Annotated in this window: 21 protein-coding genes; 11 read left to right on the top strand and 10 right to left on the bottom strand. The window is 68.6% G+C overall.

What is annotated here, in order from left to right; translation table 11 throughout:
- Positions 1 to 41: 41 nt before the first annotated feature.
- Positions 42 to 1,187 (bottom strand): D-alanyl-D-alanine carboxypeptidase family protein, encoded by a 1,146-nt coding sequence (locus V7Z98_RS05345; RefSeq protein ID WP_293261285.1) that lies wholly within the window; start codon positions 1,185 to 1,187, stop codon positions 42 to 44.
- Positions 1,188 to 1,685: 498 nt separating this feature from the next.
- Here V7Z98_RS05345 and V7Z98_RS05340 point away from each other — a divergent pair, with 498 nt between their 5' ends.
- The 4 genes from V7Z98_RS05340 to V7Z98_RS05325 are packed head-to-tail and all read left to right on the top strand — an operon-like array spanning position 1,686 to position 7,727.
- Positions 1,686 to 3,101, top strand: a complete 1,416-nt coding sequence (locus V7Z98_RS05340) for a TolC family protein (protein WP_334157253.1) — start codon at positions 1,686 to 1,688, stop codon at positions 3,099 to 3,101.
- Between the two features lie 4 nt (positions 3,102 to 3,105).
- A complete protein-coding gene (locus V7Z98_RS05335; protein WP_334157252.1) occupies positions 3,106 to 4,284 on the top strand; it encodes an efflux RND transporter periplasmic adaptor subunit in 1,179 nt (392 codons plus the stop codon).
- A 3-nt stretch (positions 4,285 to 4,287) separates the two neighbouring features.
- The gene (locus tag V7Z98_RS05330) at positions 4,288 to 7,398 is read left to right on the top strand and encodes an efflux RND transporter permease subunit (protein ID WP_334157251.1); all 3,111 of its coding nucleotides are present in this window, start codon (positions 4,288 to 4,290) and stop codon (positions 7,396 to 7,398) included.
- Positions 7,395 to 7,727, top strand: coding sequence for a P-II family nitrogen regulator (locus V7Z98_RS05325; RefSeq protein WP_293260650.1), 333 nt, complete (start codon positions 7,395 to 7,397; stop codon positions 7,725 to 7,727). The genes V7Z98_RS05330 and V7Z98_RS05325 overlap by 4 nt, the downstream gene beginning before the upstream one ends.
- 174 nt (positions 7,728 to 7,901) lie before the next feature.
- Here V7Z98_RS05325 and V7Z98_RS05320 read toward each other — a convergent pair whose 3' ends face one another.
- The 6 genes from V7Z98_RS05320 to V7Z98_RS05295 form a co-directional block, all read right to left on the bottom strand.
- Complete coding sequence (locus tag V7Z98_RS05320; protein WP_293260652.1) at positions 7,902 to 8,954, bottom strand: septal ring lytic transglycosylase RlpA family protein; 1,053 nt, start codon at positions 8,952 to 8,954, stop codon at positions 7,902 to 7,904.
- Complete coding sequence (gene rodA / locus V7Z98_RS05315) at positions 8,951 to 10,054, bottom strand: rod shape-determining protein RodA (protein WP_293260654.1); 1,104 nt, start codon at positions 10,052 to 10,054, stop codon at positions 8,951 to 8,953. The genes V7Z98_RS05320 and rodA overlap by 4 nt, the downstream gene beginning before the upstream one ends.
- Complete coding sequence (gene mrdA / locus V7Z98_RS05310; RefSeq protein WP_334157250.1) at positions 10,038 to 11,939, bottom strand: penicillin-binding protein 2; 1,902 nt, start codon at positions 11,937 to 11,939, stop codon at positions 10,038 to 10,040. Before mrdA ends, rodA begins: the two co-directional genes overlap by 17 nt.
- 37 nt (positions 11,940 to 11,976) lie before the next feature.
- Positions 11,977 to 12,498, bottom strand: a complete 522-nt coding sequence (gene mreD / locus V7Z98_RS05305) for a rod shape-determining protein MreD (RefSeq protein WP_293260660.1) — start codon at positions 12,496 to 12,498, stop codon at positions 11,977 to 11,979.
- 19 nt (positions 12,499 to 12,517) lie between these two features.
- Complete coding sequence (mreC, locus tag V7Z98_RS05300) at positions 12,518 to 13,459, bottom strand: rod shape-determining protein MreC (RefSeq protein ID WP_293260663.1); 942 nt, start codon at positions 13,457 to 13,459, stop codon at positions 12,518 to 12,520.
- 142 nt (positions 13,460 to 13,601) lie between these two features.
- Positions 13,602 to 14,645 carry a rod shape-determining protein gene (locus V7Z98_RS05295; protein WP_293260666.1) on the bottom strand — a complete coding sequence of 348 codons (1,044 nt, stop codon included), beginning with the start codon at positions 14,643 to 14,645 and terminating at the stop codon, positions 13,602 to 13,604.
- 270 nt (positions 14,646 to 14,915) lie between these two features.
- Here V7Z98_RS05295 and gatC point away from each other — a divergent pair, with 270 nt between their 5' ends.
- Genes gatC through gatB form a run of 3 tightly spaced genes read left to right on the top strand, consistent with a single transcriptional unit; the run spans position 14,916 to position 18,134 of the window.
- Positions 14,916 to 15,203 carry an Asp-tRNA(Asn)/Glu-tRNA(Gln) amidotransferase subunit GatC gene (gene gatC / locus V7Z98_RS05290; protein WP_334157249.1) on the top strand — a complete coding sequence of 96 codons (288 nt, stop codon included), beginning with the start codon at positions 14,916 to 14,918 and terminating at the stop codon, positions 15,201 to 15,203.
- Between the two features lie 3 nt (positions 15,204 to 15,206).
- On the top strand, positions 15,207 to 16,673 hold the full coding sequence (gene gatA / locus V7Z98_RS05285) for an Asp-tRNA(Asn)/Glu-tRNA(Gln) amidotransferase subunit GatA (RefSeq protein WP_334157248.1): 1,467 nt from the start codon (positions 15,207 to 15,209) through the stop codon (positions 16,671 to 16,673).
- The gene (gene gatB, locus V7Z98_RS05280) at positions 16,674 to 18,134 is read left to right on the top strand and encodes an Asp-tRNA(Asn)/Glu-tRNA(Gln) amidotransferase subunit GatB (RefSeq protein ID WP_334157247.1); all 1,461 of its coding nucleotides are present in this window, start codon (positions 16,674 to 16,676) and stop codon (positions 18,132 to 18,134) included.
- 120 nt (positions 18,135 to 18,254) lie between these two features.
- Here gatB and V7Z98_RS05275 read toward each other — a convergent pair whose 3' ends face one another.
- Entirely contained in the window at positions 18,255 to 18,953 is a 699-nt protein-coding gene (locus tag V7Z98_RS05275; RefSeq protein WP_334157246.1) for a hypothetical protein, read from the bottom strand.
- Positions 18,940 to 19,584, bottom strand: coding sequence for an orotate phosphoribosyltransferase (pyrE, locus tag V7Z98_RS05270; protein ID WP_293260682.1), 645 nt, complete (start codon positions 19,582 to 19,584; stop codon positions 18,940 to 18,942). The genes V7Z98_RS05275 and pyrE overlap by 14 nt, the downstream gene beginning before the upstream one ends.
- A gap of 80 nt (positions 19,585 to 19,664) precedes the next feature.
- Here pyrE and V7Z98_RS05265 point away from each other — a divergent pair, with 80 nt between their 5' ends.
- The 4 genes from V7Z98_RS05265 (at position 19,665) to V7Z98_RS05250 (ending at position 21,646) form a co-directional block, all read left to right on the top strand.
- Positions 19,665 to 20,456 carry an exodeoxyribonuclease III gene (locus V7Z98_RS05265; RefSeq protein WP_334157245.1) on the top strand — a complete coding sequence of 264 codons (792 nt, stop codon included), beginning with the start codon at positions 19,665 to 19,667 and terminating at the stop codon, positions 20,454 to 20,456.
- Between the two features lie 125 nt (positions 20,457 to 20,581).
- Positions 20,582 to 20,893, top strand: a complete 312-nt coding sequence (locus tag V7Z98_RS05260; RefSeq protein WP_293260688.1) for a DUF883 family protein — start codon at positions 20,582 to 20,584, stop codon at positions 20,891 to 20,893.
- A 25-nt stretch (positions 20,894 to 20,918) separates the two neighbouring features.
- Positions 20,919 to 21,320 carry a phage holin family protein gene (locus tag V7Z98_RS05255; protein ID WP_293260691.1) on the top strand — a complete coding sequence of 134 codons (402 nt, stop codon included), beginning with the start codon at positions 20,919 to 20,921 and terminating at the stop codon, positions 21,318 to 21,320.
- 26 nt (positions 21,321 to 21,346) lie between these two features.
- Complete coding sequence (locus tag V7Z98_RS05250) at positions 21,347 to 21,646, top strand: YqjK-like family protein (protein ID WP_334157244.1); 300 nt, start codon at positions 21,347 to 21,349, stop codon at positions 21,644 to 21,646.
- Positions 21,647 to 21,813: 167 nt separating this feature from the next.
- Here V7Z98_RS05250 and V7Z98_RS05245 read toward each other — a convergent pair whose 3' ends face one another.
- Positions 21,814 to 22,533, bottom strand: coding sequence for a uracil-DNA glycosylase family protein (locus V7Z98_RS05245; RefSeq protein ID WP_334157243.1), 720 nt, complete (start codon positions 22,531 to 22,533; stop codon positions 21,814 to 21,816).
- Positions 22,534 to 22,536 lie beyond the last annotated feature (3 nt).

Raw genomic sequence — 22,536 nt, 5'->3', positions numbered from 1 at the left:
CGGGAAAGGCCGCCCGCAAGCGGGCGGCGCCTAGGTGCGGATCAGGCGAACCACATGCGGATGGTGTCCCACAGGCGGCCGAACCAGCCGGCCACCGGCACGTCCTCGGTGGCCACCACCGGGTACTCGCCGTAGGGCTTGCCTTCCAGGGTGACCTTCATGGTGCCGACCACGTCGCCCTTGTTGATCGGTGCCACCAGGGGCTGCTTCGATTCCAGGGTCACCGCCAGCTTGCCCGAAGCGCCCTGGTTGAGGGCGCCGGACACGGCCCCCTTGGGCACGGCGATCACGAAGTCGTTGAGGAAGCCGGCACCCACGGTGTTCTCCTTGCCCTTCCACACCCGCATCTTGGAGGCCGGTTGGCCGGCGGCGTAGAGCTTGACCGCGTCGTAGTACTGGTAGCCGTAGTTGAGCAGCTTGAGGGATTCCTGGGCCCGGGCGCCGTCGCTCGGGGTGCCCAGCACCACCGACAGCAGGCGCCGCTCGCCGCGCTTGGCCGACGAGATCAGGCAATAGCCGGCGGCGTCGGTGTGGCCGGTCTTGACCCCGTCCACGCTGGGATCGATGAACAGCAGGCGGTTGCGGTTGGGCTGGGTGATGTTGTTGTAGCGGAATTCCTTCATCGAGTAGTACTTGGCGTACTCGGCGGGGAAATCCCGGATCAGCGCCGTGGCCAGCTTGGCCAGGTCGGTGGCGGTGGTCATGTGCTGCGGGTCGGGCAGGCCCGTGGCGTTCATGAAGTGGGTGTTGGTCATGCCCAGGCGGGCCGCTTCCTTGTTCATCAAGTCGGCGAACTGGACCTCGCTGCCGGCGATGGCCTCGGCCAGGGCAATGCAGGCGTCGTTGCCGGACTGGACGATCATCCCCTTGATCAGGTCTTCGACGATCACCGGGCGCTTCGGGTCGATGAACATGCGCGAGCCCTGGGCGCGCCAGGCGGCTTCCGACACCTGCACGGTCTGCTCCAGGGTCAGCACCCGGTGGTGCAGCGCCGAGAAGGTCAGGTAGGCGGTCATCAGCTTGGTCAGCGACGCCGGCTCGATCTTCTGGTCGGGGTTCTGGGCGGCCAGGGTCTGGCCGGAACCGAACTCCAGCAGCAGCCAGGCCTTGGCGTCGAGGGCCGGGGCCGGCATCTGCTGGGCCTGGACAGGCAGGGCGGCGGCCAGCAGCGCCACCGACAGGGCCAGGGCGGCGGGCCGGGCGATCAGGGAGGCGGGGGCGGAGCAGGCGGAGGGGGAGCGGAAGACGGAATGCATGGGCTTACCTGAGGAGAGAGGGCGGGCGAAACAGAGGCTCGGGAGGTCCGCCACGGGCCGCCAGCACGCTGTGGATGGCGTTTTGGGGCGATCCGGCCGGCCTCCGCGGCGGTCAGGAAGCAGTCGATCATAGCACAGGGCCGTTGCCCGCCGAGCCTTGCCGGCCAAGGCTTTACCTACCGTTACAGAAGCCGCGCCGGGGCGCGTTTTCCGCCACTTTAGGCCACTTCCCACCGGGGTTTTGTCAGAAAACTGACTAATTACTGACTGTTACGGAATCGGCAGCCGCGTTTCCCTAAAATCCGCAAAAGACAAATTTCGTCAGCTTTGCGTCAGACAAATCGGACAACGCGTCAGCCACGGATTTCTCCTCTTCCACCCCTTTCCCGACCTGCCCCCTCCCCCCCGGCCGTTCCGCCGCCCCATCCCATGTCTCCCTTCCCTTGCCCTTCGGGTGCGCCGCTGACGGCCCACCGTTCCCCGCCCCTGTCTGCCGCCCTGACCCTGTCGGTGGCGCTGGCCCTGGCCGCCCCGGCCATCCACGCCGCCGACCCGGCCAAGACGCCGGCCGCCAGGAGCGCCCCGGCGGGCGCTGCGCCCGCCCAGGCCGCCCCCGCCTTCCGGCTGGAGCAGTTGGTGGCGCTGGCCGTGTCCGCCCACCCGGCCAGCGAGGCCGCCCGGGCCCAGCGCGACGCGGCGGCGGCCGGGATCGACACCGCCCGGGCCTTTCCCAATCCGGAGGTGGAATACCTGGCCGGCAACGCCCGGCCCAACCAGCCCGGCACCAGCCGGGGCAACGCCTACACGGTGGCGGTGACCCAGCCCCTGGACCTGCCCTGGGTGCGCTCGGCGCGCATCGGCACGGCGGAAGCCGGGCTGCGCGTGGCCGAGGCCGAATACCGGGGTTTTCTCGCCGACGTGACGGCCCGGGTCCGGCTGCACTACTACGAGGTGCTGCGCCGCGACGCCGAACTGGCCGCCGCCCGGGAAGACCAGCAGTTGATGGAAGACATCCACGGGCGCATCGCCTTGCAGGTGAGCACCGGCGAAGCCGCCCGCTACGAACTGATCAAGGCCGACGCCGAAATGCTCTCGGCCCGCAACCGGGCCAAGAGCGCCGCTTTCCGCGTCACCCAGGCCAAGGCCGCCCTGCGCCAGTACGTGGGCCAGGGGCTGCCGGCCGACTTCGCCCTGGACGGCGGCCTGCCCACCCGCCTGGAGGTGCCGTCCCTGGAACGGCTGCGCGACGACATCCTGGCGCGCAACCCGGACCTGGCCCGCAGCCGCGAGGCCGCCGAGCAGGCCGAGGCCCGGCTGTCCCTGGAGCGCAGCCTGCGCACCCCGGCGGTGGCCCTCAAGGCCAGCCGGGACAACGACCCGGACGTGCGCAACGACAAGCTCGGCGTGGTGGTGACCATTCCCCTGTGGGACCGGCGCAGCGGCCCGGTGGCCGAGGCCGCCGCCCAGGCCCGGCGCAGCCGCTACGCCCTGGAAGAACAGCGTTTCACCCTGCTCCAGTCCTTGGAAGGGGCCTACCACCAGTACGAGATCGCCACCAGCCAGGTGGCCGCCCTGGAAACGGGCATCGTGCGCCAGGCGGAAAACGCCTTGAAGGTGGCCGAAGCCGCCTACCGCTACGGCGAGCGCGGCATCCTCGACTACCTGGACGCCCAGCGGGTCTACCGGGCGGCGCGCAACGAACTGATCGCCGCCCGCTACGAGTTGGCCGCCGCCGTGGTCGAGCTGGAACGGCTGCGCACCGCCCCCACCACCAGCGCAGCCAGCCCGGACGACGCCGCCGCCCTGCCCTCTTCCCCCTCCTCTCCCGCCGCCTCCGGGCGTTGATCCCATGACCTCCCACACCCTTCGCGCGCCCCGCCGTCCGGGCCTGATCCTGGCTGCCGCCCTGGCCGCCGCCCTCCTCTCCCTTGCCGGCTGCGGCAAGGAAGACGCCAAGCCGGCCGCCGCCACGGTGGCCGACCCGGCCCTGGTCACACCCCAGCCGGCCCTGCTGCAAAGCCTGAAAGTGGCTGCCGCCGAGCCCACCCAGGTGGCCGAAACCCTGCGCGTGGCCGGACGGCTGGATTTCGACGAGCAGCGCCTAGCGCGCATCGGTGCGCCGATCACCGGCCGGGTCTCGGAAATCCGCGCCACCCTGGGCCAGGCGGTCAAGCCCGGCGAGATGCTGGCGCGCATCAACTCCACCGAGCTGGGCCAGGCCCAGCTGCAATACCTGAAGAGCCGCGCCGCCTCGGAACTGGCGCGGCGCAGCGTGGAGCGGGCGCGCACCCTGCACGAGGCCGGGGTGATCGCCTCGGCCGAATTGCAGCGGCGCGAAAACGAGTACGGCACCGCCCAGGCCGAGACCCGGGCCGCCGCCGACCAGCTGCGCATCCTCGGCATGTCCGGGGGCGGCATCGAGCGCCTGGCCGCCAGCGGCGCCATCGATTCCTTCTCGCCGGTGGTGTCCACCGTGGCCGGCACCGTGGTCGAGCGCAAGGTCACCCAGGGCCAGGTGGTGCAGCCCGCCGACGCCCTGTTCACCGTGGCCGACCTGTCCCGCCTGTGGGCCGTGGCCGACGTGCCGGAGCAGCAGGCGGCCCTGGTCAAGGTGGGCCAGGACGTGCAGCTCGACATTCCCGCCCTGGACGACGCCCGCCTCACCGGCAAGCTCATCTACATCAGCGACACGGTGAACCCGGAAACCCGCACGGTGCTGGTGCGCACCGAGCTGGACAACAAGGAGCGCCGCCTCAAGCCGGCCATGCTCGCCACCATGCTCATCGCCGCCCGCCCCGAGCCGCGTCTGACCGTGCCGGCCGCCGCCGTGGTGCGCGAGGACAACAAGGACCACGTGTTCGTCGAGGTGGCCGCCGGCCAGTTCCGCCTCACGCCGGTGACCCTGGGCCCGGACAACGGTGGCGTGCGCGTCGTCCAGGCGGGCCTCAAGCAGGGGCAGAAAATCGTGGTGGAAGGCGCCTTCCACCTCAACAACGAGCGCAAGCGCGCCGAACTGGAAGGGGCGTAAGCCGTGATCGACGCCCTTATCCGCGCCTCGCTCAAGCAGCGCCTGATCGTCGTCGTGCTGGCGGCGATCCTCTGCGCCTTCGGCCTGGACGCCGCGCGCAAGCTGTCGGTGGACGCCTTCCCTGACGTGACCAACGTCCAGGTGCAGATCGCCACCGAGGCCCCGGGCCGCTCACCCGAAGAGGTGGAGCGCTTCGCCACGGTGCCCCTGGAAATCGCCATGACCGGCCTGCCCGGGCTGACCGAGATGCGCTCGCTGAACAAGCCGGGCCTCTCCCTGATCACCTTGGTGTTCACCGACCAGACCAGCGTCTATTTCGCCCGCCAGTTGGTCATGGAGCGCATGCTCGAAGTGGGCTCGCGCCTGCCCGCCGGCATCACCCCGGTGCTCGGGCCCGTCTCCACCGGCCTGGGCGAGATCTACCAGTACACCCTGGACCGGGCCGACGACGGCGACCGGGTGCTGACCGAGGAAGAGTTGATGATGCGCCGCGTCGCCCAGGACTGGGTGGTGCGGCCACTGCTGCGCTCGATCCCCGGGGTGGCCGAGATCAACTCCCAAGGCGGCTACGTCAAGCAGTACCAGGTGCTGGTGGACCCCAACCGACTGCGCCACTACGGCCTGACCGTGGCCGAGGTGTACCAGGCGGTGGCGCGCAACAACGCCAACTCCGGCGGCGGCGTGCTGCCCCACTACGCCGAGCAGTACCTGATCCGCGGCGTCGGCCTGGCCAAGGACGAGGACGACCTGCGCGCCATCGTGCTCAAGGAAAAGGACGGGGTGCCGGTGTACCTGCGCGACGTGGCCAGTGTCGAGATCGGCCACGAGGTGCGCCAGGGCGCCCTGGTCAAGAACGGCGTCACCGAGGCGGTGGGCGGCATCGTGCTGATGACCGCCGGCGGCAACGCCAAGCAGATCGTCAGCCGTATCAAGGAGCGGGTGCAGGAGATCAACGACCGGGACATGCTCCCCGGCGGACTCAAGATCGTGCCCTACTACGATCGCTCCGAACTGGTGGACGCGGCCCTGTGGACCGTCACCAAGGTGCTGCTCGAAGGGGTGGTGCTGGTGGTGGTGGTGCTGTTCCTGTTCCTCGGCGACGTGCGCTCGTCCCTGATCGTGGTGGCCACCCTGGTGCTCACCCCGCTGCTCACCTTCTTCGCCATGAACAAGGCCGGGCTGTCGGCCAACCTGATGTCCCTGGGCGGCCTGGCCATCGCCATCGGCCTGATGGTGGACGGCTCGGTGGTGGTGGTGGAGAACGCCTTCGCCCACCTGGGCCGCCACGGCGACTCGGGGGAAAGCCGCATCCGCATCCTGTTCAACGCGGTGACCGAGGTGGCCACCCCGGTGATCTTCGGCGTCGGCATCATCATCCTGGTGTTCCTGCCGCTGATGACCCTGGAGGGCATGGAAGGCAAGATGTTCGCGCCTCTGGCCTTCACCATCGCCATCGCCCTGGCGGTATCCCTGGTGCTGTCCCTGACCCTGTCGCCGGTGCTCTCCTCCTACCTGCTCAAGGTGCCGGCGGGCCAGGGCGAGCACGACACCTGGCTGATCGCCAAGCTGAAGAAGCCCTACCTGAAGATGCTGCACTGGGCCCTGGCCCACGGACGCAAGACCGTGGGCGGAGCGGTGGCGGCCTTCATCGCCTCCCTGCTGCTGATCCCCCTGCTCGGCACCGCCTTCATCCCCGAGATGAAGGAAGGCTCGGTGGTGCCGGGCATCAACCGGGTGCCCAACATCTCCCTGGAAGAATCGATCAAGATGGAGATGGAGGCGATGCGCCTGGTGATGGAGGTGCCCGGGGTGAAGTCGGCGGTGTCCGGCGTGGGCCGCGGCGAGTCGCCGGCGGACCCCCAGGGGCCCAACGAATCGACCCCCATCGTCAGCCTCAAGCCGCGCAGCGAGTGGCCCGCCGGCTGGACCCAGGACGACATCGACACCGCCATCCGCGACAAGCTCAAGGTGCTGCCCGGGGTTCAGGTGGTGATGGCCCAGCCGATTTCGGACCGGGTGGACGAAATGGTCACCGGGGTGCGCTCGGACATCGCCGTGAAGGTGTTCGGCGACGACATTGAGCAGCTGCGCAAGACCGCCGAGGCCATCGCCAAGATCGCCCAGGCCATCCCCGGCGCCCAGGACCTTCGCGTCGAGCGGGTCACCGGCCAGCAGTACCTGCTGATCGAGATCGACCGCCAGGCCATCGCCCGCCACGGCCTCAACGCCGCCGACGTGCACGACGTGATTGAGACCGCCATCGGCGGCAAGGAAGCCACCGACATCTACGAAGGCGAGCGGCGCTTCGCCACGGTGGTGCGCCTGCCCGAGCGCTTCCGCAACAACGTGGAAGCCATCCGCCGCATCCTCATCAGCAGCCCGGGCGGCGCCCAGGTACCCCTGGAGGACGTGGCCGAGATCCGCCTGTCCGACGGCCCGGCCCAGATCAGCCGCGAGACCGCCAAACGGCGCATCGTCGTCGGCGTGAACGTGCGCGACCGGGACCTGGGCGGCTTCGTCGCCGAGCTGCAGCAGAAGGTGGGAGAAAAGATGAAGCTGCCGGAAGGCTACTACCTGGAGTGGGGCGGCCAGTTCCAGAACATGGAGCGGGCCCTGTCGCACCTGATGGTGATCATCCCGATCACCGTGGCAGCCATCTTCTTCCTGCTCTTCCTGCTGTTCGGCTCCCTGCGCTACGCCACCCTGATCATCATGGTGCTGCCCTTCGCCTCCATCGGCGGCATCATCGGCCTGGCGGTCACCGGCGAGTACCTGTCGGTGCCCGCCTCGGTAGGCTTCATCGCCCTATGGGGCATCGCCGTGCTCAACGGGGTGGTGCTGGTGTCCTACATCCGCGGCCTGCGCCGCGAGGGCATGAGCCTTGCCGAGGCAGTGGTGCAGGGCGCCACCCTGCGCTTCCGCCCGGTGATGATGACCGCCACGGTGGCCATGCTCGGCCTGATCCCGTTCCTGTTCGCCAACGGCCCGGGTTCGGAAGTGCAGCGGCCCCTGGCCATCGTGGTGATCGGCGGCCTGATCACCTCGACCCTGCTCACCCTGGTGGTGGTGCCCACCCTGTACCGCTGGTTCGACGAAGAAGAGGTAGAAGCATGAAGGAAATCAAGGCGGTCATCCGCCCCAACAAGCTCACCGCCCTGCGCGCCGCCCTGCGCGACCTGCCCGGCTTTCCCGGCATGACGGTGAGCAAGGCCGAGGGCTGCAGCGCCCCGAGCCGCCACGCCCCGCCCTCGTCGATCAAGGAGGAACTGACCGACTACACGCCCAAGGTGCGCATCGAGATCGTCGCCCCGGACGACGTGGCCGAGGCCATCGTCGACTGCATCGTCACGATCAGCCAGACCGGCCAGATCGGCGACGGGCTGGTGTGGATGACCGACGTGACCCGCTCGGCCTTCATCTACAAGACCACCGGCCCGGCCTGATCTTCGGCGCTCATCCTGCGGAACCCCGCATGGATAAAGGCCCTTGGCGCACGATGCACCAAGGGCCTTTGTTTTTGCGCCTTTCCACGGTGCCTGCCCGGAGAACGAGGCGGGGCGCGGGGTTTGGGTGGGGAGGGTGAAGCCGGGGATCGGCCGCAACCGGCCGGCGCCGCGTCAGCGGGTGACGATGGTGGGCTTGAAGCCCAGGGCCAGGCGGATTTTTTCCGCCACCCGGTCGGCTTCGCCCCGGTTGGCGAAGGGGCCGGCCTGGACGCGGTGGATGCCGCCGGCGGCGAAGATGCCCAGGCCGTCGAGCCAGTCCAGTTCCCGGGACAGGCGGGCGCGCAGGGATTCGGCGTTGTCGGCGCTGGAGAAGGCGCCGAGCTGGACGAACAGGTTGCCGATGGCCGAACTCTTGGCCGGCGTCTCGGCCCGGTTGAGGCGCTTTTCCAACTGCTCCAGCTCGGCCTGGGCGGCCGGGCCCAGGTCCGGGCGGCTGTCGCCGGCAGTGGTGCTGGCAGCGGGCGCGGACGCCGGCGCCGCGGCGGGGCGGACCGGGGGCGGCGGCGCCACCTGGGCGTAGGTCGCCCCGGCCGGCGGGAAGTCGCCGGGCAGGATGGATTCCACCTCCACCAGGGTGCTGCCGTTGTTGATGTAGCCGAGCTTGTAGGCGGCGGTGTAGGACAGGTCGATCACCCGGTCGGCGTGGAACGGCCCCCGGTCGGTGACCCGCACCACCACCGAGCGGCCGTTGGCCGGGTTGGTCACCCGCACGTAAGAGGGAATCGCCAGGGTCGGGTGGGCGGCGGTCATGGCGAACATGTCGTAGGGTTCGCCGATGGAGGTTTTCTGGCCGTGGAATTTCTTGCCGTACCAGCTGCCGATGCCCCGCGCCTTGTAGGGCTGCAGGCTGGTGTTGGGCACGTACTCCTTGCCCAGCACCACGTAGGGCCGGTTGGCGAAGCGGTGCAGGGGTTCCAGGCGCGGCACGGCGTCGGGCACCTGGTCCAGGTCGGCGGGAATCTCGTCTCCCGGGCCGTCGTCCTGATAGTAGCCGCCCCCCTTGCGCGCCGGGATCATGCGCTTGGCGCTCTTGCCCGGGGCCTTGGCGTCGGCGCCGTCGCCGCTGCGGACCGGCGCGCCGCCGCAGGCGGCCAGGGCGGCAGCCAGGGCGGAGGCGGCGCACAGGGCCAGCCAGCCGGGGAGGGCGCGGTCGGTTCGGCTCATTTCTTCACCAGCATGCGGTGGGTCTGGATGCTCATCAGGATGCCCAGGCCCAGGGCGAAGGTTACCAGAGCGGTCCCGCCGTAGGACATGAACGGCAGGGGCACCCCCACCACCGGCAGGATGCCCGAGACCATGCCCATGTTCACGAACACGCAGGTGAAGAACGAGCCGGTGACGGCGGCGGCGAGCAGGCGCGAGAACAGGGTCGGGGCGTTGGTGGCGATCACCAGGCAGCGGCCGATGAGCAGGAAGTAGAGCACCAGCAGGACGATGTTGCCGACCAGGCCCCACTCTTCGGAGAACACCGCGAAGATGAAGTCGGTGTGGCGCTCCGGGATGAACTCCAGGTGGGTCTGGGTGCCGTTGAGCCAGCCCTTGCCCAGGGCGCCGCCGGAGCCGATGGCGATGGTGGACTGGATGATGTGGTAGCCCGCCCCCAGGGGGTCGGAACTGGGATCGAGCAGGGTCAGCACGCGCTTGCGCTGGTAGTCGTGCAGCACGTTCCAGAGAAAGGGCAGGGCCGAGGCGCCGGCGACCAGCAGGCCCACCAGCACCTTCCACGACAGGCCGGCGAAGAAGATGACGAAGAAGCCCGCCGCCCCCACCAGGATCGCCGTGCCCAGATCGGGCTGCTTGGCGATCAGGCCGAAGGGCACCGCCAGGATCAGGGCCGCCACCACGTAGTGCTTGAGCCTGAGCGCCGCCTCGTGCTTGTGGAAGTACCAGGCCAGCATCAGCGGCATGGCGATCTTCATGATCTCGGAGGGCTGGATGCGGGTGAAGCCGATGGACAGCCAGCGCCGCGCGCCGTTGACCTTGACGCCGAAGAGGAAGACCAGCACCAGCAGCGCCAGGCCGACCACGTAGAGCGGCACGGCGAAGCGCATCAGGGTAGTGGGCGGGGTGCGGGCCACCAGCCACATCACGGCGAAGGCGGTGGTGATGTTGAGGATCTGGCTGGGCACCCGGGACAGGGTGGTGTAGGTGGCCGAATAGACGGTGGAGGTGCCGATCAGCAGCAGCAGCCCGGCGATCACCAGCAGGGGGCCGTCCAGGTGCTCGGACAGGCGGTTGAGGATGCGGTTAATGAGCGTCGGCACTTTCTTCTCCCGAGGAGTCCTCGGCCGCCGGGCCCTTGGCCTCTTTGCCGGACAGGTAATAGTCGAGCACCTGGCGGGCGATCGGCGCCGCCGACTGGGCGCCGAAGCCGCCGTTTTCCACCAGCACCGCCAGGGCGATCTTGGGGTGGTCCACCGGGGCGAAGGCAATGAACAGGGCGTGGTCGCGCAACCGCTCGTGGGTAGCCGATTCCTTGTAGTTGCCGCCCTTGAGCGAGAACACCTGGGCAGTGCCGGTCTTACCGGCGGATTCGTAGGCGGCCCCGGCAAAGGCCCGGGCGCCGGTGCCTTCCTTCATCACCCCGACCATGGCGTGCTTGATGGTGTCGATGTTCTGCTGCTTGAAGGGGAGGCTGCGCAGGGGCTTGGGCTCGACCATGCGCTTTTCGCCGGTGCGGGTGTCGGTGATGTATTTGACCAGGTGCGGCTTGTACATCACCCCGTTGTTGGCCAGGGTGGCGGTGGCCACCGCCAGCTGCAACGGGGTGTAGGCGTTGTAGCCCTGGCCGATGCCGATGGAGATGGTCTCGCCGGCGAACCACTTCTGCTGTTCGGGGCGCTTGAAGCGGCGCTTCTTCCATTCCGGCGAGGGCAACACCCCCACCGACTCGCCGGCGATGTCGATGCCGGTGACCTGGCCAAAGCCGAGCTGCTTCATGAAGCCGGCGATGTTGTCGATGCCCATGTCGTTGGCCAGGATGTAGTAGTAGGTGTCGCAGGACTGCACGATGGACTTGTACATGTCCACCATGCCGTGGCCGCCCTTCTTGTCGTCGCGGAACTGGTGGCCGCCGAAGTTGAAGTAGCCCGGGTCGGCGATGGCCTGGGCCGAGGTACGCTTGCCGGTTTCCAGGGCGGCCAGGGCCATGAACGGCTTGAAGGTGGAGCCCGGCGGGTAGGCGCCGTTGAGGGCCCGGTTCACCATCGGCTTGTCCGGCGACTCGTTCAGTTCCTTCCAGCTTTGCGGGTCGATGCCGTCCACGAACAGGTTGGGGTCGAAGGTGGGGGTGGACACCAGGGCGAGGATGCCGCCGGTGGTGGGCTCGATCGCCACCAGGGAGCCGCGCCGGTTGCCGAAGGCCTTCTCGGCCACGTCCTGGAGCTTGCTGTCCAGGGTCAGGGTCAGGTTGTTGCCCGGGACCGGCGCGGTACGCGCCAGGGTGCGGATGGCCCGGCCACCAGCGTCCACCTCCACCTGCTCGTAGCCGGTGGTGCCGTGCAGGTCGAATTCGTAGTGCTGCTCCAGGCCGGTCTTGCCGATGTGCTCGGTGCCCTTGTAGTTGGCGCTCTGCTCGTTCTCCTCGATCCAGTCCACGTCCTTGGCGTTGATGCGGTTGATGTAGCCGACGGCGTGGGCGCCCAGGGCTCCCTGGGGATACTGGCGGAACAGGCGGGCCTTCACCTCGACCCCGGGGAAGCGGTAGCGGTTGGCGGCGAAGCGGGCCACTTCCTCGTCGGTCAGCTTGGTGCGGATCGGGATCGACTCGAAGTTCTTGCTCTCGTCGAGCAGCTTCTTGAAGCGGCGCCGGTCCCGGGGCTGGATGTCGATGAGGGTGGCGAGGTCGTCGATGGTCTCGTCCAGGTCGCCACTCTTGGACGGCACGATCTCCAGGGTGAAGGCGGAGTAGTTGCGCGCCATCACCAGCCCGTTGGCATCCAGGATCAGCCCCCGGTTGGGCATGATCGGGATCAGGGAGATGCGGTTGTCCTCGGCGCGGGTGGCGTAGTAGTCGTGCTGCACCACCTGCAAATAGAAGAAGCGGACGAACAGCAGGGTGAAGCAGAGCAGCACGAACACCCCGGCAAATCCGAGGCGGAAGCGAAACTGGGACAGCTCCCGGTCCTGGCTGGCGAAGTCGTGGGGCATGGCAGGCGGATCTCGGGCGGTGTGGCGGGGCGCGGCGTCAGATGGGCCGGTTGGCGTCCCGCTCCACCGGTTGGTACTGGGGCAGCAGCAGCAGGTAGGTGACGGGCACCCAGAGCACGGTGGCCACCAGGGGCGTGGCCAGGAAGTACAGGCTGGGCGGTTCGGCCCCGGCCCAGGCGCGGATGGCCAGTTGCAGCACCTCGGCGCCCACCAGGATGGGCAGGACGTGCAGGGCCTGGGTGAGCAGGGGGAACCACAGCACGCGGCGCGACAGGGCGGCGGCAGCGTAGGCCACCAGCACGTAGGCCAGGGCGTGCTGGCCCATCAGGCTGCCGTCGGCCACATCCATCGCCAGGCCGAGGACGAAGCCCCAGCCCATACCCACCAGGCGGGATTCGCGCACCCCCCAGAAGCACAGCACCAGGGCCACCCAGTCGGGCACCCCGGGCCAGTTGCCGGTAGGCAGGCAGTTGAGCAGGAAGGCCAGGATCACGGTCAGGTGCACGAACCAGGGCCGGGCCGGCAGCAGGATGCGGGACGAGGAGAAGGTCGGTTGCATGGCTATTCCTTGTCCAAACTCAGTTGCGCCCCTGGCGGGCCTTCTTCAGCTTGTTGGATTTGTTCATGGCCCGCTCGACGGCCTTGTCGTCCGGGTCGCTCTTGACCTCGGGCTCGGGCCGGGGCGGGGCAGTGGGGGCCGGGTTGATCACCAGCACCTCGCCGTGCTGCTCGACCCCGGCCAGGGGCACGCAGATGATGCGGGCGAAGGTGTAGGAGGCATCGCGCTCGATGCGCACCACCTTGGCCACCGGGAAGCCGGCCGGGAAGACGCCGTCGAGCCCCGAGGTGACCAGCACGTCGCCGTTCTGCACGTCGGCGTTGGCCGGCATGTAGCGCAGCTCCAGGGCGCCGTTGCCTAGGCCGAACACCACCGAGCGCAGGCCGTTGCGCACCACCTGGACCGGCACCGCCTGGTCCTTGTCGGTGATCAGGGTGACCTCGGCGAGGAAGGGATAGAGCCGGGTCACCTGGCCGATCACGCCCACGTCGTCGATCACCGGCTGGCCCAGGGTCAGGCCGGACTGGCTGCCCTTGTCCACCACCACGCGGCGGGTGAACGGGTCCCGGTTGCCGTAGATGATCTGGGCCACCTTGCCGCTGGTAGCAAGCCGCTCGCGCATGTCAAGCAGGCGGCGCAGGCGCTGGTTCTCGGTTTCCAGCTGCTGGACCCGGGCCAGGGCGGCGGCGTCCTCCAGGTGGCGGCGTTGCAGGTCCTGGTTCTCGCCCTTAAGGACGTCCACCGTGTAGAAGTAGCTGCCCACGCCGGTCATGGCGCGCAACGGGGCCTGGACCGCCTCTTGCAGGGGCAGGACCACGGTGGCGATGCCCTTACGCAGCAGCTCCAGGTAGTGAAAGCGGTGGTCGAGGACCAGCAGCGACACGGACAGGCCGAGATAGATCGACAGGAGCGCCAGGGGCGCCGGGCCGCGCTTGAAGAACGGGGGCGGCTGATGGTCCATCGGCGGTCAGGAAGAAACGGGGAGGGGGGAGAAAACGAAGCGGCGGCCCAAACGACACGGGCCGGGCGACTTGATCGTCCCGGCCCACGGGGTACCGCCCCAGGGAATCACGGTGTGCTCGCGCGGTGTCCGATACGCCGGATCACTCGTTGGCGAAGATGCTGCCGAGCTTGTCCATCTTTTCCAGGGCCAGGCCGGAACCGCGCACCACGCAGGTCAGCGGGTCTTCGCCGACCACCACGGGCAGGCCGGTCTCTTCCATCAGCAGGCGGTCCAGATCGCGCAACAGGGCGCCGCCGCCGGTGAGCACCATGCCCCGCTCGGCGATGTCCGCGCCGAGTTCGGGCGGGGTCTGCTCCAGGGCCGACTTGACTGCGGAAACGATCTGGTTGAGCGGTTCGGTGAGGGCTTCGAGGATCTCGTTGGAGGAAATGGTGAAGGCGCGGGGAATGCCCTCGGCCAGGTTGCGGCCCTTCACTTCCATCTCCTTCACCTCGGAGCCGGGGAAGGCGGAACCGATTTCCTTCTTGATGTTCTCGGCGGTGGTTTCGCCGATCAGCATGCCGTAGTTGCGGCGGATGTAGTTGATGATGGCTTCGTCGAACTTGTCGCCGCCGACGCGCACCGAGGTCGAATACACCATGCCGCCCAGGGAGATCACGCCCACCTCGGTGGTGCCGCCGCCGATGTCCACCACCATGGAGCCGGTGGCCTCGGCCACCGGCAGCCCGGCGCCGATGGCGGCAGCCATCGGCTCCTCGATCAGGTACACCTGGGAGGCGCCGGCGCCGATGGCGGATTCGCGGATGGCGCGGCGCTCCACCTGGGTCGAGCCGCAGGGCACGCAGATGATGATGCGCGGCGAGGGGGACAGCAGCTTGGAGTCGTGGACCTTCTTGATGAACTGCTTGAGCATCTGCTCGGTCACGGTGAAGTCGGCGATCACGCCGTCCTTCATCGGGCGGATGGCGGTGATGGTGCCCGGCGTCTTGCCCAGCATCAGCTTGGCTTCCTTGCCCACCGCCTGAATGGTCTTCTTGGCGTTGGGGCCGCCTTCGAGGCGGATCGCCACCACCGACGGTTCGTCCAGAACGATGCCCTTGCCACGCACGTAGATCAGGGTATTGGCGGTACCCAGGTCGATGGCCAGGTCGTTGGAAAAGTAACTGCGCAGAAAGCCGAACATTTGCGATTGAATCCTTGAGCTTGGTGTCCGCCGGACCGCTCCCCAACGGCCCCGCATCTGAAATCCTGAATTTTAGCTATGCCGGACAACCACGCCGACGGGCCGGGAAGACGGTTTTCCACTCGGGGCTACACACCCAAGCCACCTCCGTCCCGAGCAGGTCCGCGCCGCTTGCGCCGGGGCGCCGAAACCCCTGCGGGCTGCGGCGAATAAAGCTTTTATGATACCTTATAAAGCTTTCCAGTATAAGACTTTACGGGTGTTTCTCCCATGTCTCTGACCCTCGACCAGGTCGCCCGGATCGCCCACCTTGCCCGCATCGAGGTGACGCCCGCCGAAAGCGAGGCCGTTCGCGACAAATTGAACGGCATTCTCGCCATGATCGACGAACTTCAGTCGGTCGACACCACCAACGTCGCCCCCATGGCCCACGCCCAGGATCTGGCCCAGCGCCTGCGCGACGACGCCGTCACGGAAACCGACCGCCGCGCCACCTACCAGGCCGTCGCCCCGGAAACCGAGGCCGGCCTGTACCTCGTGCCCAAGGTGATCGAGTAAGCCATGATCAACGCCTCCCTCAAGGAACTCTCGGCCGCCCTGGCCGACAAGCGCATCTCCAGCGTCGAGCTGACCCAGCTCTACCTCGACCGCATCGCCCGGCTCAACCCGGACCTCAACGCCTACGTCACCGTGGATGCGGCGAGGTCCCTGGCCGCCGCCCAGGCGGCGGACGCCCGCCGCGCCGCCGGCAACGCCCATGCCCTGACCGGGGTGCCCCTGGCCCAGAAGGACATCTTCTGCGCCGAAGGCTGGCGCACCACCTGCGGCTCGAAGATGCTCGAGACCTTCGTCTCGCCCTACGACGCCCACGTGGTCACCCGCCTGGAAAAGGACGCCGGCATGGTGTCCCTGGGCAAGACCAACATGGACGAGTTCGCCATGGGCTCGTCCAACGAAACCTCCTACTACGGCCCGGTGCAGAACCCCTGGGACCGCAGCCGGGTGCCCGGCGGCTCTTCCGGCGGCTCTGCGGCGGCGGTGGCCGCCCGCATGGCGCCGATCGCCACCGGCACCGACACCGGCGGCTCGATCCGCCAGCCCGCCGCCCTGTGCAACCTGACCGGCCTCAAGCCCACCTACGGCGTGGTGTCGCGCTGGGGCATGATCGCCTTCGCCTCGTCCCTGGACCAGGCCGGCCCCATGGGCAAGAGCGCCGAGGACTGTGCCCTGCTGCTCTCCGCCATGGCCGGTTTCGACCCCAAGGACTCCACCAGCCTGGACCGGCCGGTCGAAGACTACGCCCGCGATCTGGAGCAGCCCCTGGCCGGCCTGAAGATCGGCCTGCCCAAGGAATTCTTCGCCGACGGCATGAACGCCGACGTGGCCCAGGCGGTCGACGCGGCCATTGCCGAATACCGCAAGCTGGGCGCCGAGATCGTGGAGGTGTCGCTGCCCAACATGAAGCTGTCGGTGCCGGCCTACTACGTGATCGCCCCGGCCGAAGCCAGTTCCAACCTGTCGCGCTTCGACGGGGTGCGCTACGGCCACCGCGCCGCCGAGTACACCGACCTGACTTCGCTGTACAAGAACAGCCGCGCCGAAGGCTTCGGCGCCGAAGTGAAGCGCCGCATCCTGATCGGCACCTACGTGCTGTCCCACGGCTACTACGACGCCTACTACCTGCAAGCCCAGAAGGTGCGCCGCCTGATCGCCCAGGACTTTGCCGCGGCCTTCGCCCAGTGCGACGTGATCCTCGGCCCGACCAGCCCGGACGTGGCCTTCCGCGCCGGCGAGAAGGCGGCCGATCCGGTGCAGATGTACCTCTCGGACATCTACACCATCGCCGTCAACCTGGCCGGCCTGCCCGGCATGTCCCTGCCCTGCGGCTTCGCCCAACGCAACGGCAAGCGCCTGCCAGTGGGGCTGCAATTGATCGGCGACTACTTCAGCGAGGCCCGCCTGCTGAACGTCGCCCACCAGTACCAGCGTGCCACCGACTGGCACCAGCAGATGCCGGAGGGCCTGTAAATGCAGTGGGAAGTTGTCATCGGTCTCGAGACCCACGCCCAGCTCTCGACCGTCTCCAAGATTTTCTCCGGCAGTTCCACCGCCTTCGGCGCCGAACCCAACACCCAGGCCGCGGCCATCGACCTGGCCCTGCCCGGCGTGCTGCCAGTGCTCAACCGCAAGGCCGTCGAATGCGCCATCAGGTTCGGCTTGGCGGTGGGCGCCGAGGTGTCGCCGCGCTCGGTGTTCGCCCGTAAGAACTACTTCTACCCGGACCTGCCCAAGGGCTACCAGATCAGCCAGTTCGAGCTGCCGGTGGTGGTGGGCGGCAACCTGGTGCTGCAAGTCGGGCAAGGGGAAAACGCCTACGAGAAGACCGTACGCCTGACCCGGGCCCACCTCGAAGAAGATGCCGGCAAGTCCCTGCACGAGGACTTCCACGGCAAGACTGGCATCGACCTCAACCGGGCGGGCACGCCGCTGCTGGAGATCGTCTCCGAGCCCGACATGCGCTCCTCGGCCGAAGCCGTGGCCTACGCCAAGACCCTGCACGCCCTGGTGCGCTGGATCGGCATCTGCGACGGCAACATGCAGGAAGGCTCGTTCCGCTGCGACGCCAACGTCTCGGTGCGCCCCAAGGGCCAGGAAGCCTTCGGCACCCGGCGTGAGATCAAGAACCTCAACTCCTTCCGCTTCCTGCAGCAGGCCATCGACTATGAAGTGCGCTGGCAGATCGAGACCCTGGAGGACGGCGGCAAGATCGAGCAGGCCACCGTGCTGTTCGACCCGGACACTGGCGAGACCCGGGCCATGCGCAGCAAGGAGGACGCCCAGGACTACCGCTACTTCCCGGACCCGGACCTGCTGCCCCTGGTGATTTCCGACGCCTGGAAGGCCGAGGTCAAGGCGACCATGCCCGAGCTGCCCGGCGAAAAGCGCGCCCGCCTGGAAGCCGAGTACGGCCTGTCCGCTTACGATGCGGCGACCCTGACCGCCTCCCTGGAAGTGGCCGACTACTTCGACGCCGCCCTGGCCGCCCTGGGCGCCGCCGGCAAGACCCAGGCCAAGACCGTGGCCAACTGGGTGATGGGCGAGCTGTCCGCCCGGCTCAACAAGGACGGCCGCGAGATCGGCGATTCGCCCGTGTCCGCCGCCCAGCTGGCCGGCCTGGTGGCGCGCATCGGCGACAACACCATCTCCAACGCCATCGCCAAGAAGGTGTTCGAAGCCCTGTGGAACGGCGACGGCCAATCCGCCGACGAAGTGATCGACAAGCAGGGCTTGAAGCAGATCACCGACAGCGGCGCCATCGAGAAGCTGGTGGACGAGGTGCTGGCCGCCAATCCGGGCAACGTGGCCGAGTACAAGGCCGGCAAGGAGAAGGCCTTCAACGCCCTGGTCGGCCAGGTGATGAAGGCAGCCAAGGGCAAGGCCAACCCGCAGCAGGTCAACGACCTGCTCAAGGCCAAGCTGGCCGGCTGAAGCCGCTTATCGGCCCACACATCCGGCCGCCCAATGACAAACGCCAGCCCTCGGGCTGGCGTTGTCGTTCGGGGCGTCGTGCTATCGCCGCACGACAACCGGATTGCGGCCGGGCCGGCGCTACTGGCGCCCCCGGTCCACCCCCGGACCGGCCGTGGTCTGGGCGGGAATCCGGCTGGTGAGTTCACGGTAACGGCGACGATCGTCGTCGAACTTAGCGCGAACCGAATCCAATTCCTTCTTCTTGGCCTCGATGATCTCGGTCTGGGACTTGATCTCGGAGCTCACCTCGCTCACGTTGCGGCGCAATTCCTCGGGCATCGCCTTCTTCTTGTAGAACTCGGCTTCGTCCTGATAGCGCTTCTGTTGCTTCAGGGCGTCGGCCAGGCGGCCCTCGGCGCGCTTCAGCGATTCCTGCACGTCCCTCTCCCAACGGGCCTGGAGGAAGTCGATGTCCTTCTCGCCGTTGGGGTAGGTGTCGAGCAGGGCCTGGTCCTTGCGCCGCTGCTCACGCTTGGCCGCCTCTTCCTCCTTCTTGCGCCGGGCCTCGGCCTCGCGCTGGGCGCGCAATTCGGCGGAGATGGGGCCTTCGACCCGCTTCACCACATTGCCGCGCTCGTCCAGCTCGCGCCAGGCGTGGCCGACGCATTGGGGCGGCATCGAATCCATGCACACGGTCCGGCCGGAAGCCGGGTCCTCGCAGCACACCAGGCGGGTGCCGGCCTGGGCCGCGGCGGGCCAGACGCCTGCCGACGCGGCCGCCAGCGCCAGCAGCAGGGCCGGCGCCAATCGTGGGGTGGAACGGTTAGCGGGCGACACCGTAGTTGGACCGGTAGCGGGCCACCGCGTCGGCGTGGGCGGCCAGGTCGGCGTGGTCGCCCAGGTAGGCCATCAGGTCGTCCAGGGTGGCCACCGCCACCACCGGGATGCCGTAGTCCCGGGTCACTTCCTGGACCGCCGACAGCTCACCCTGGCCCCGCTCCATGCGGTCCAGGGCGATCAGCACCCCGGCGGGGGTGGCGCCGGCCTGGCGGATCAGCTCCACCGATTCGCGCACCGAGGTGCCGGCGGAGATCACGTCGTCCACGATCAGCACCCGGCCGGCCAGGGGAGCGCCCACCAGCACACCGCCCTCGCCGTGGTCCTTGGCTTCCTTGCGGTTATAGGCGTAGGGGTAGTTCTTGCCCTGCTGGGCCAGCACCAGGGCGATCGAGGCCACCAGGGGGATGCCCTTGTAGGCCGGCCCGAACAGCACGTCGCACTGCAAGCCCGACGCCACCAAGGCCTGGGCGTAGAATTGGGACAGTTTCGCCAGCGCCTCGCCGTCGTTGAACAGCCCGGCATTGAAGAAGTAGGGCGACAGCCGCCCGGCCTTGGTCTTGAACTCACCGAAACGCAGCACGTTGCGTGCGACGGCGTAGGCGATGAATTCCTGGCGAAAATCCTGCATGAACCACTCCATTTGGCCCCCGACGCCGCGAAAAACGCAGCCGTAACGGGGAAAATTGCTCAAAAACCACTAATCGCGCCATGTTACGCATCGTCTCGCTGAATCTCAACGGCATCCGCTCCGCCTGGAGCAAGGGCTTCCCCGACTGGGTCGCCACCCACGGCGCCGACATCTTCTGTTTCCAGGAGCTCAAGGCCCAGATTCCCGACCTGTCCCCGGACATGCTCGCCCCCCCGGGCTACCACGCCTACTACCACTGCGCCGAAAAGCGCGGCTACAGCGGCGTAGGCCTGTGGAGCCGGCGCGAGCCCGACCGGGTGGTGGAGGGCATCGGCCACCCCGGCTTCGACGCCGAGGGCCGCTACCTGCGCGCCGATTTCGGCAAGCTCACCGTGGTTTCCCTGTACCTGCCCTCCGGCTCCAGCTCGGAAGAGCGACAGCAGGCCAAGTTCGCCTTCATGGCCGAGTTCGCCCCGGTGCTGGCCGAGCTAATGGCCGGGGCCAAGCGCGACGGGCGGGAGGTGGTGGTGTGCGGCGACTGGAATATCGCCCACAAGGAAATCGACCTGAAGAACTGGAAGTCGAACCAGAAGAACTCGGGCTTCCTGCCCGAGGAGCGGGCCTGGCTGTCGGCCCTGTTCGACCAGGGCGGCTGGGTGGACGCCTTCCGTTGCGTGGACCCGCGCCCGGAGCGCTACACCTGGTGGTCCAACCGGGGCCAGGCCTGGGCCAAGAACGTGGGGTGGCGCATCGACTACCAGATCGCCACGCCCGGACTGGCCGCGGCCGCCCACCACGCCGAAATCTGGGTGGACAGCCGCTTCTCCGACCACGCTCCGCTCACCCTCGATTACGACGTCGCCCCCGCCTGACGGCTCGCCGACCGTTACCGACGGTCACGGGGAACGCACCGTTTCACCACGGTTTCGCGTTGCAATTCCCCGGGGGAGCGATTAACGTCAACTCAGTATTTGTCTCCATCATAACGAGGTTCGCCATGGCTCAAGACACCGCACTCTCCAAAGACAAACTGGTTTCCGACCTCAAGGTCGTGGTCGCCGACGCCGAAGAACTGCTCAAGGCCACCGCCAGCCAGGCCGGCGAAAAGGCCGCCGAGCTGCGCACCCGCATCCAGGACCGCCTGCGCGACGCCAAGGTGCGCCTGGCCGACGCCGAAGCCGCCCTGATCGACACCACCAAGGCCGCCGCCCGCGCCACCGACGACTTCGTCCACGACCATCCGTGGAAGGCCGTCGGCGTCGCCGCCGCCGTGGGCCTGGTGATCGGCGTGCTGATCGGCCGCCGTTAAGCCGCCCAGCGCCACGCACCGCACCATGGGTGACGCCACCCGCCCGGAGGAGGCCGCCGGCCACTCCGGGCTTTTCACGTCCCTGAAGGGACTCCTGGCGACCTTCGTCGCCACCGCCCACACGCGCCTGGAACTCCTCGCCACCGAGGTGGAAGAAGAAAAGCTGCGCGTCTTCTCCCTGCTCGCCCTCACCGTCGGCGCCGTATTCACCCTGCTGCTCGGCGTGGTGCTGGCCATCGCCCTGGTGGTGGCGGCCTTCTGGGACAATCGTATCGCCGTCCTGGGCGGCCTCACCGTGCTCGCCTTCGCCGCCTTCGCCCTGTTCGCCTGGCGCTTCCGCCAAGTGGCGCGGCGCAGCTCGCCCCTGTTCGCCCACAGCCTGGCCGAACTGCGCGAAGACCTGCGCCGCCTGCGCGGCCGGGACTGAGCGGGAACGGGGACACCGGAGCGGGAATGAACGAACGCCGTCTCGAACTGGCCATGCGACGTGGCTGGCTGCAATCGGAAATCGACCTGCAACGCCGCCGCATCGCCGACCAGGCCCAGCCCCTGGCCAACGCCCTGGACAAGGTGGACGGCCTGGCCGGGCGGGTACGCGGCCTGCGCGACCACCCCGGGCTGATCGGCGCCGCCGTGGCCGCCCTGGTGATCCTGCGCCCCCGCCGTCTGTGGCGCTGGGGCAAGCGCGGCCTGGCCCTGTGGACCCTGGGGCGCAGCCTGCGCACCCGGCTGTCCGGCTTCTTCGGCAGCTAAGGCCGCCAGCTTTCTTCAGGGCGCTCCACCCCCGCAGCGAACTCGTCGCAATTCGTCGCGCCCGCAGCCTAGCGGGCGCGCACCTCATTCCCTCATCGCCAGCATCGGCAGCCCCGCGTAGAGCGACTGCCCGCGCCACGCCCTTTGGTGCCTCGGCCCCGTCCTGCTCAGGCCGGCCAGATGTCCTGGCGCACCAGTTCGGCCAACGCCTGGGGCGCCCAGCCCCGGTTGGCTGCCGGCGAAGCCGGGCTGGGGTGCAGGATGCGCCCCGTCTTCACCCCCATCCCCGCCAGGGCGCGCACCGCCTGGGCCTCGGCATAGGCGCCGATGCCGATCACCCAGTCCGCCTGCACCGCCTCGACCACGGCGCGCAGGTGGGCGTCGCAGGCGGCGGTGACCGGGGCGGTCTCGCTGGCCGGCAGCTTGTCCGGGGTGACGTTCTTGCCCTCGGCGAAGAAGGCCAGGGGGCAGTAGTTGGCAACGAAATGCTCGGCGAAGAAGGCTTCCGGCGTGCCGAAGCGCTCGCGGAAGAGGCCCCACAACCGCGCCCCGCTCACCTCGGAACGCTTGCAGGCGAAGCCCTCCACCGGCTTCTTCGGGTTCTCGTGCGCCGGCTTGCCCACCGGGGCGGTGATGCCCAGCCAGTCGCGCACCGCGGCGATCTCGCCGAAGGGCACGCCGATCTGGGCCATGCCGAAGGGCCCCGGGTTCATGCCGAGGAAGACCACCCGCTTGTTCCCTTCGCCGTAGCGGCGCACGTAGGCCTCGAAGGGCGCCCAAGCGTACTCTAGGGGATTGTAGACGTGGGTCACCGGAGCGGAGAAGGGCAGGGGCGCCAGGGCGGCGGACAGCTCCCGGGCAGCGTCGAGCAGGGCAGTTGCGGACATGAA

Origin of the sequence: Oryzomicrobium sp. (genome assembly GCF_036820405.1) — a bacterium.
Taxonomy (GTDB): domain Bacteria; phylum Pseudomonadota; class Gammaproteobacteria; order Burkholderiales; family Rhodocyclaceae; genus Oryzomicrobium.
This window is presented reverse-complemented; position numbering and strand designations above follow the sequence as displayed.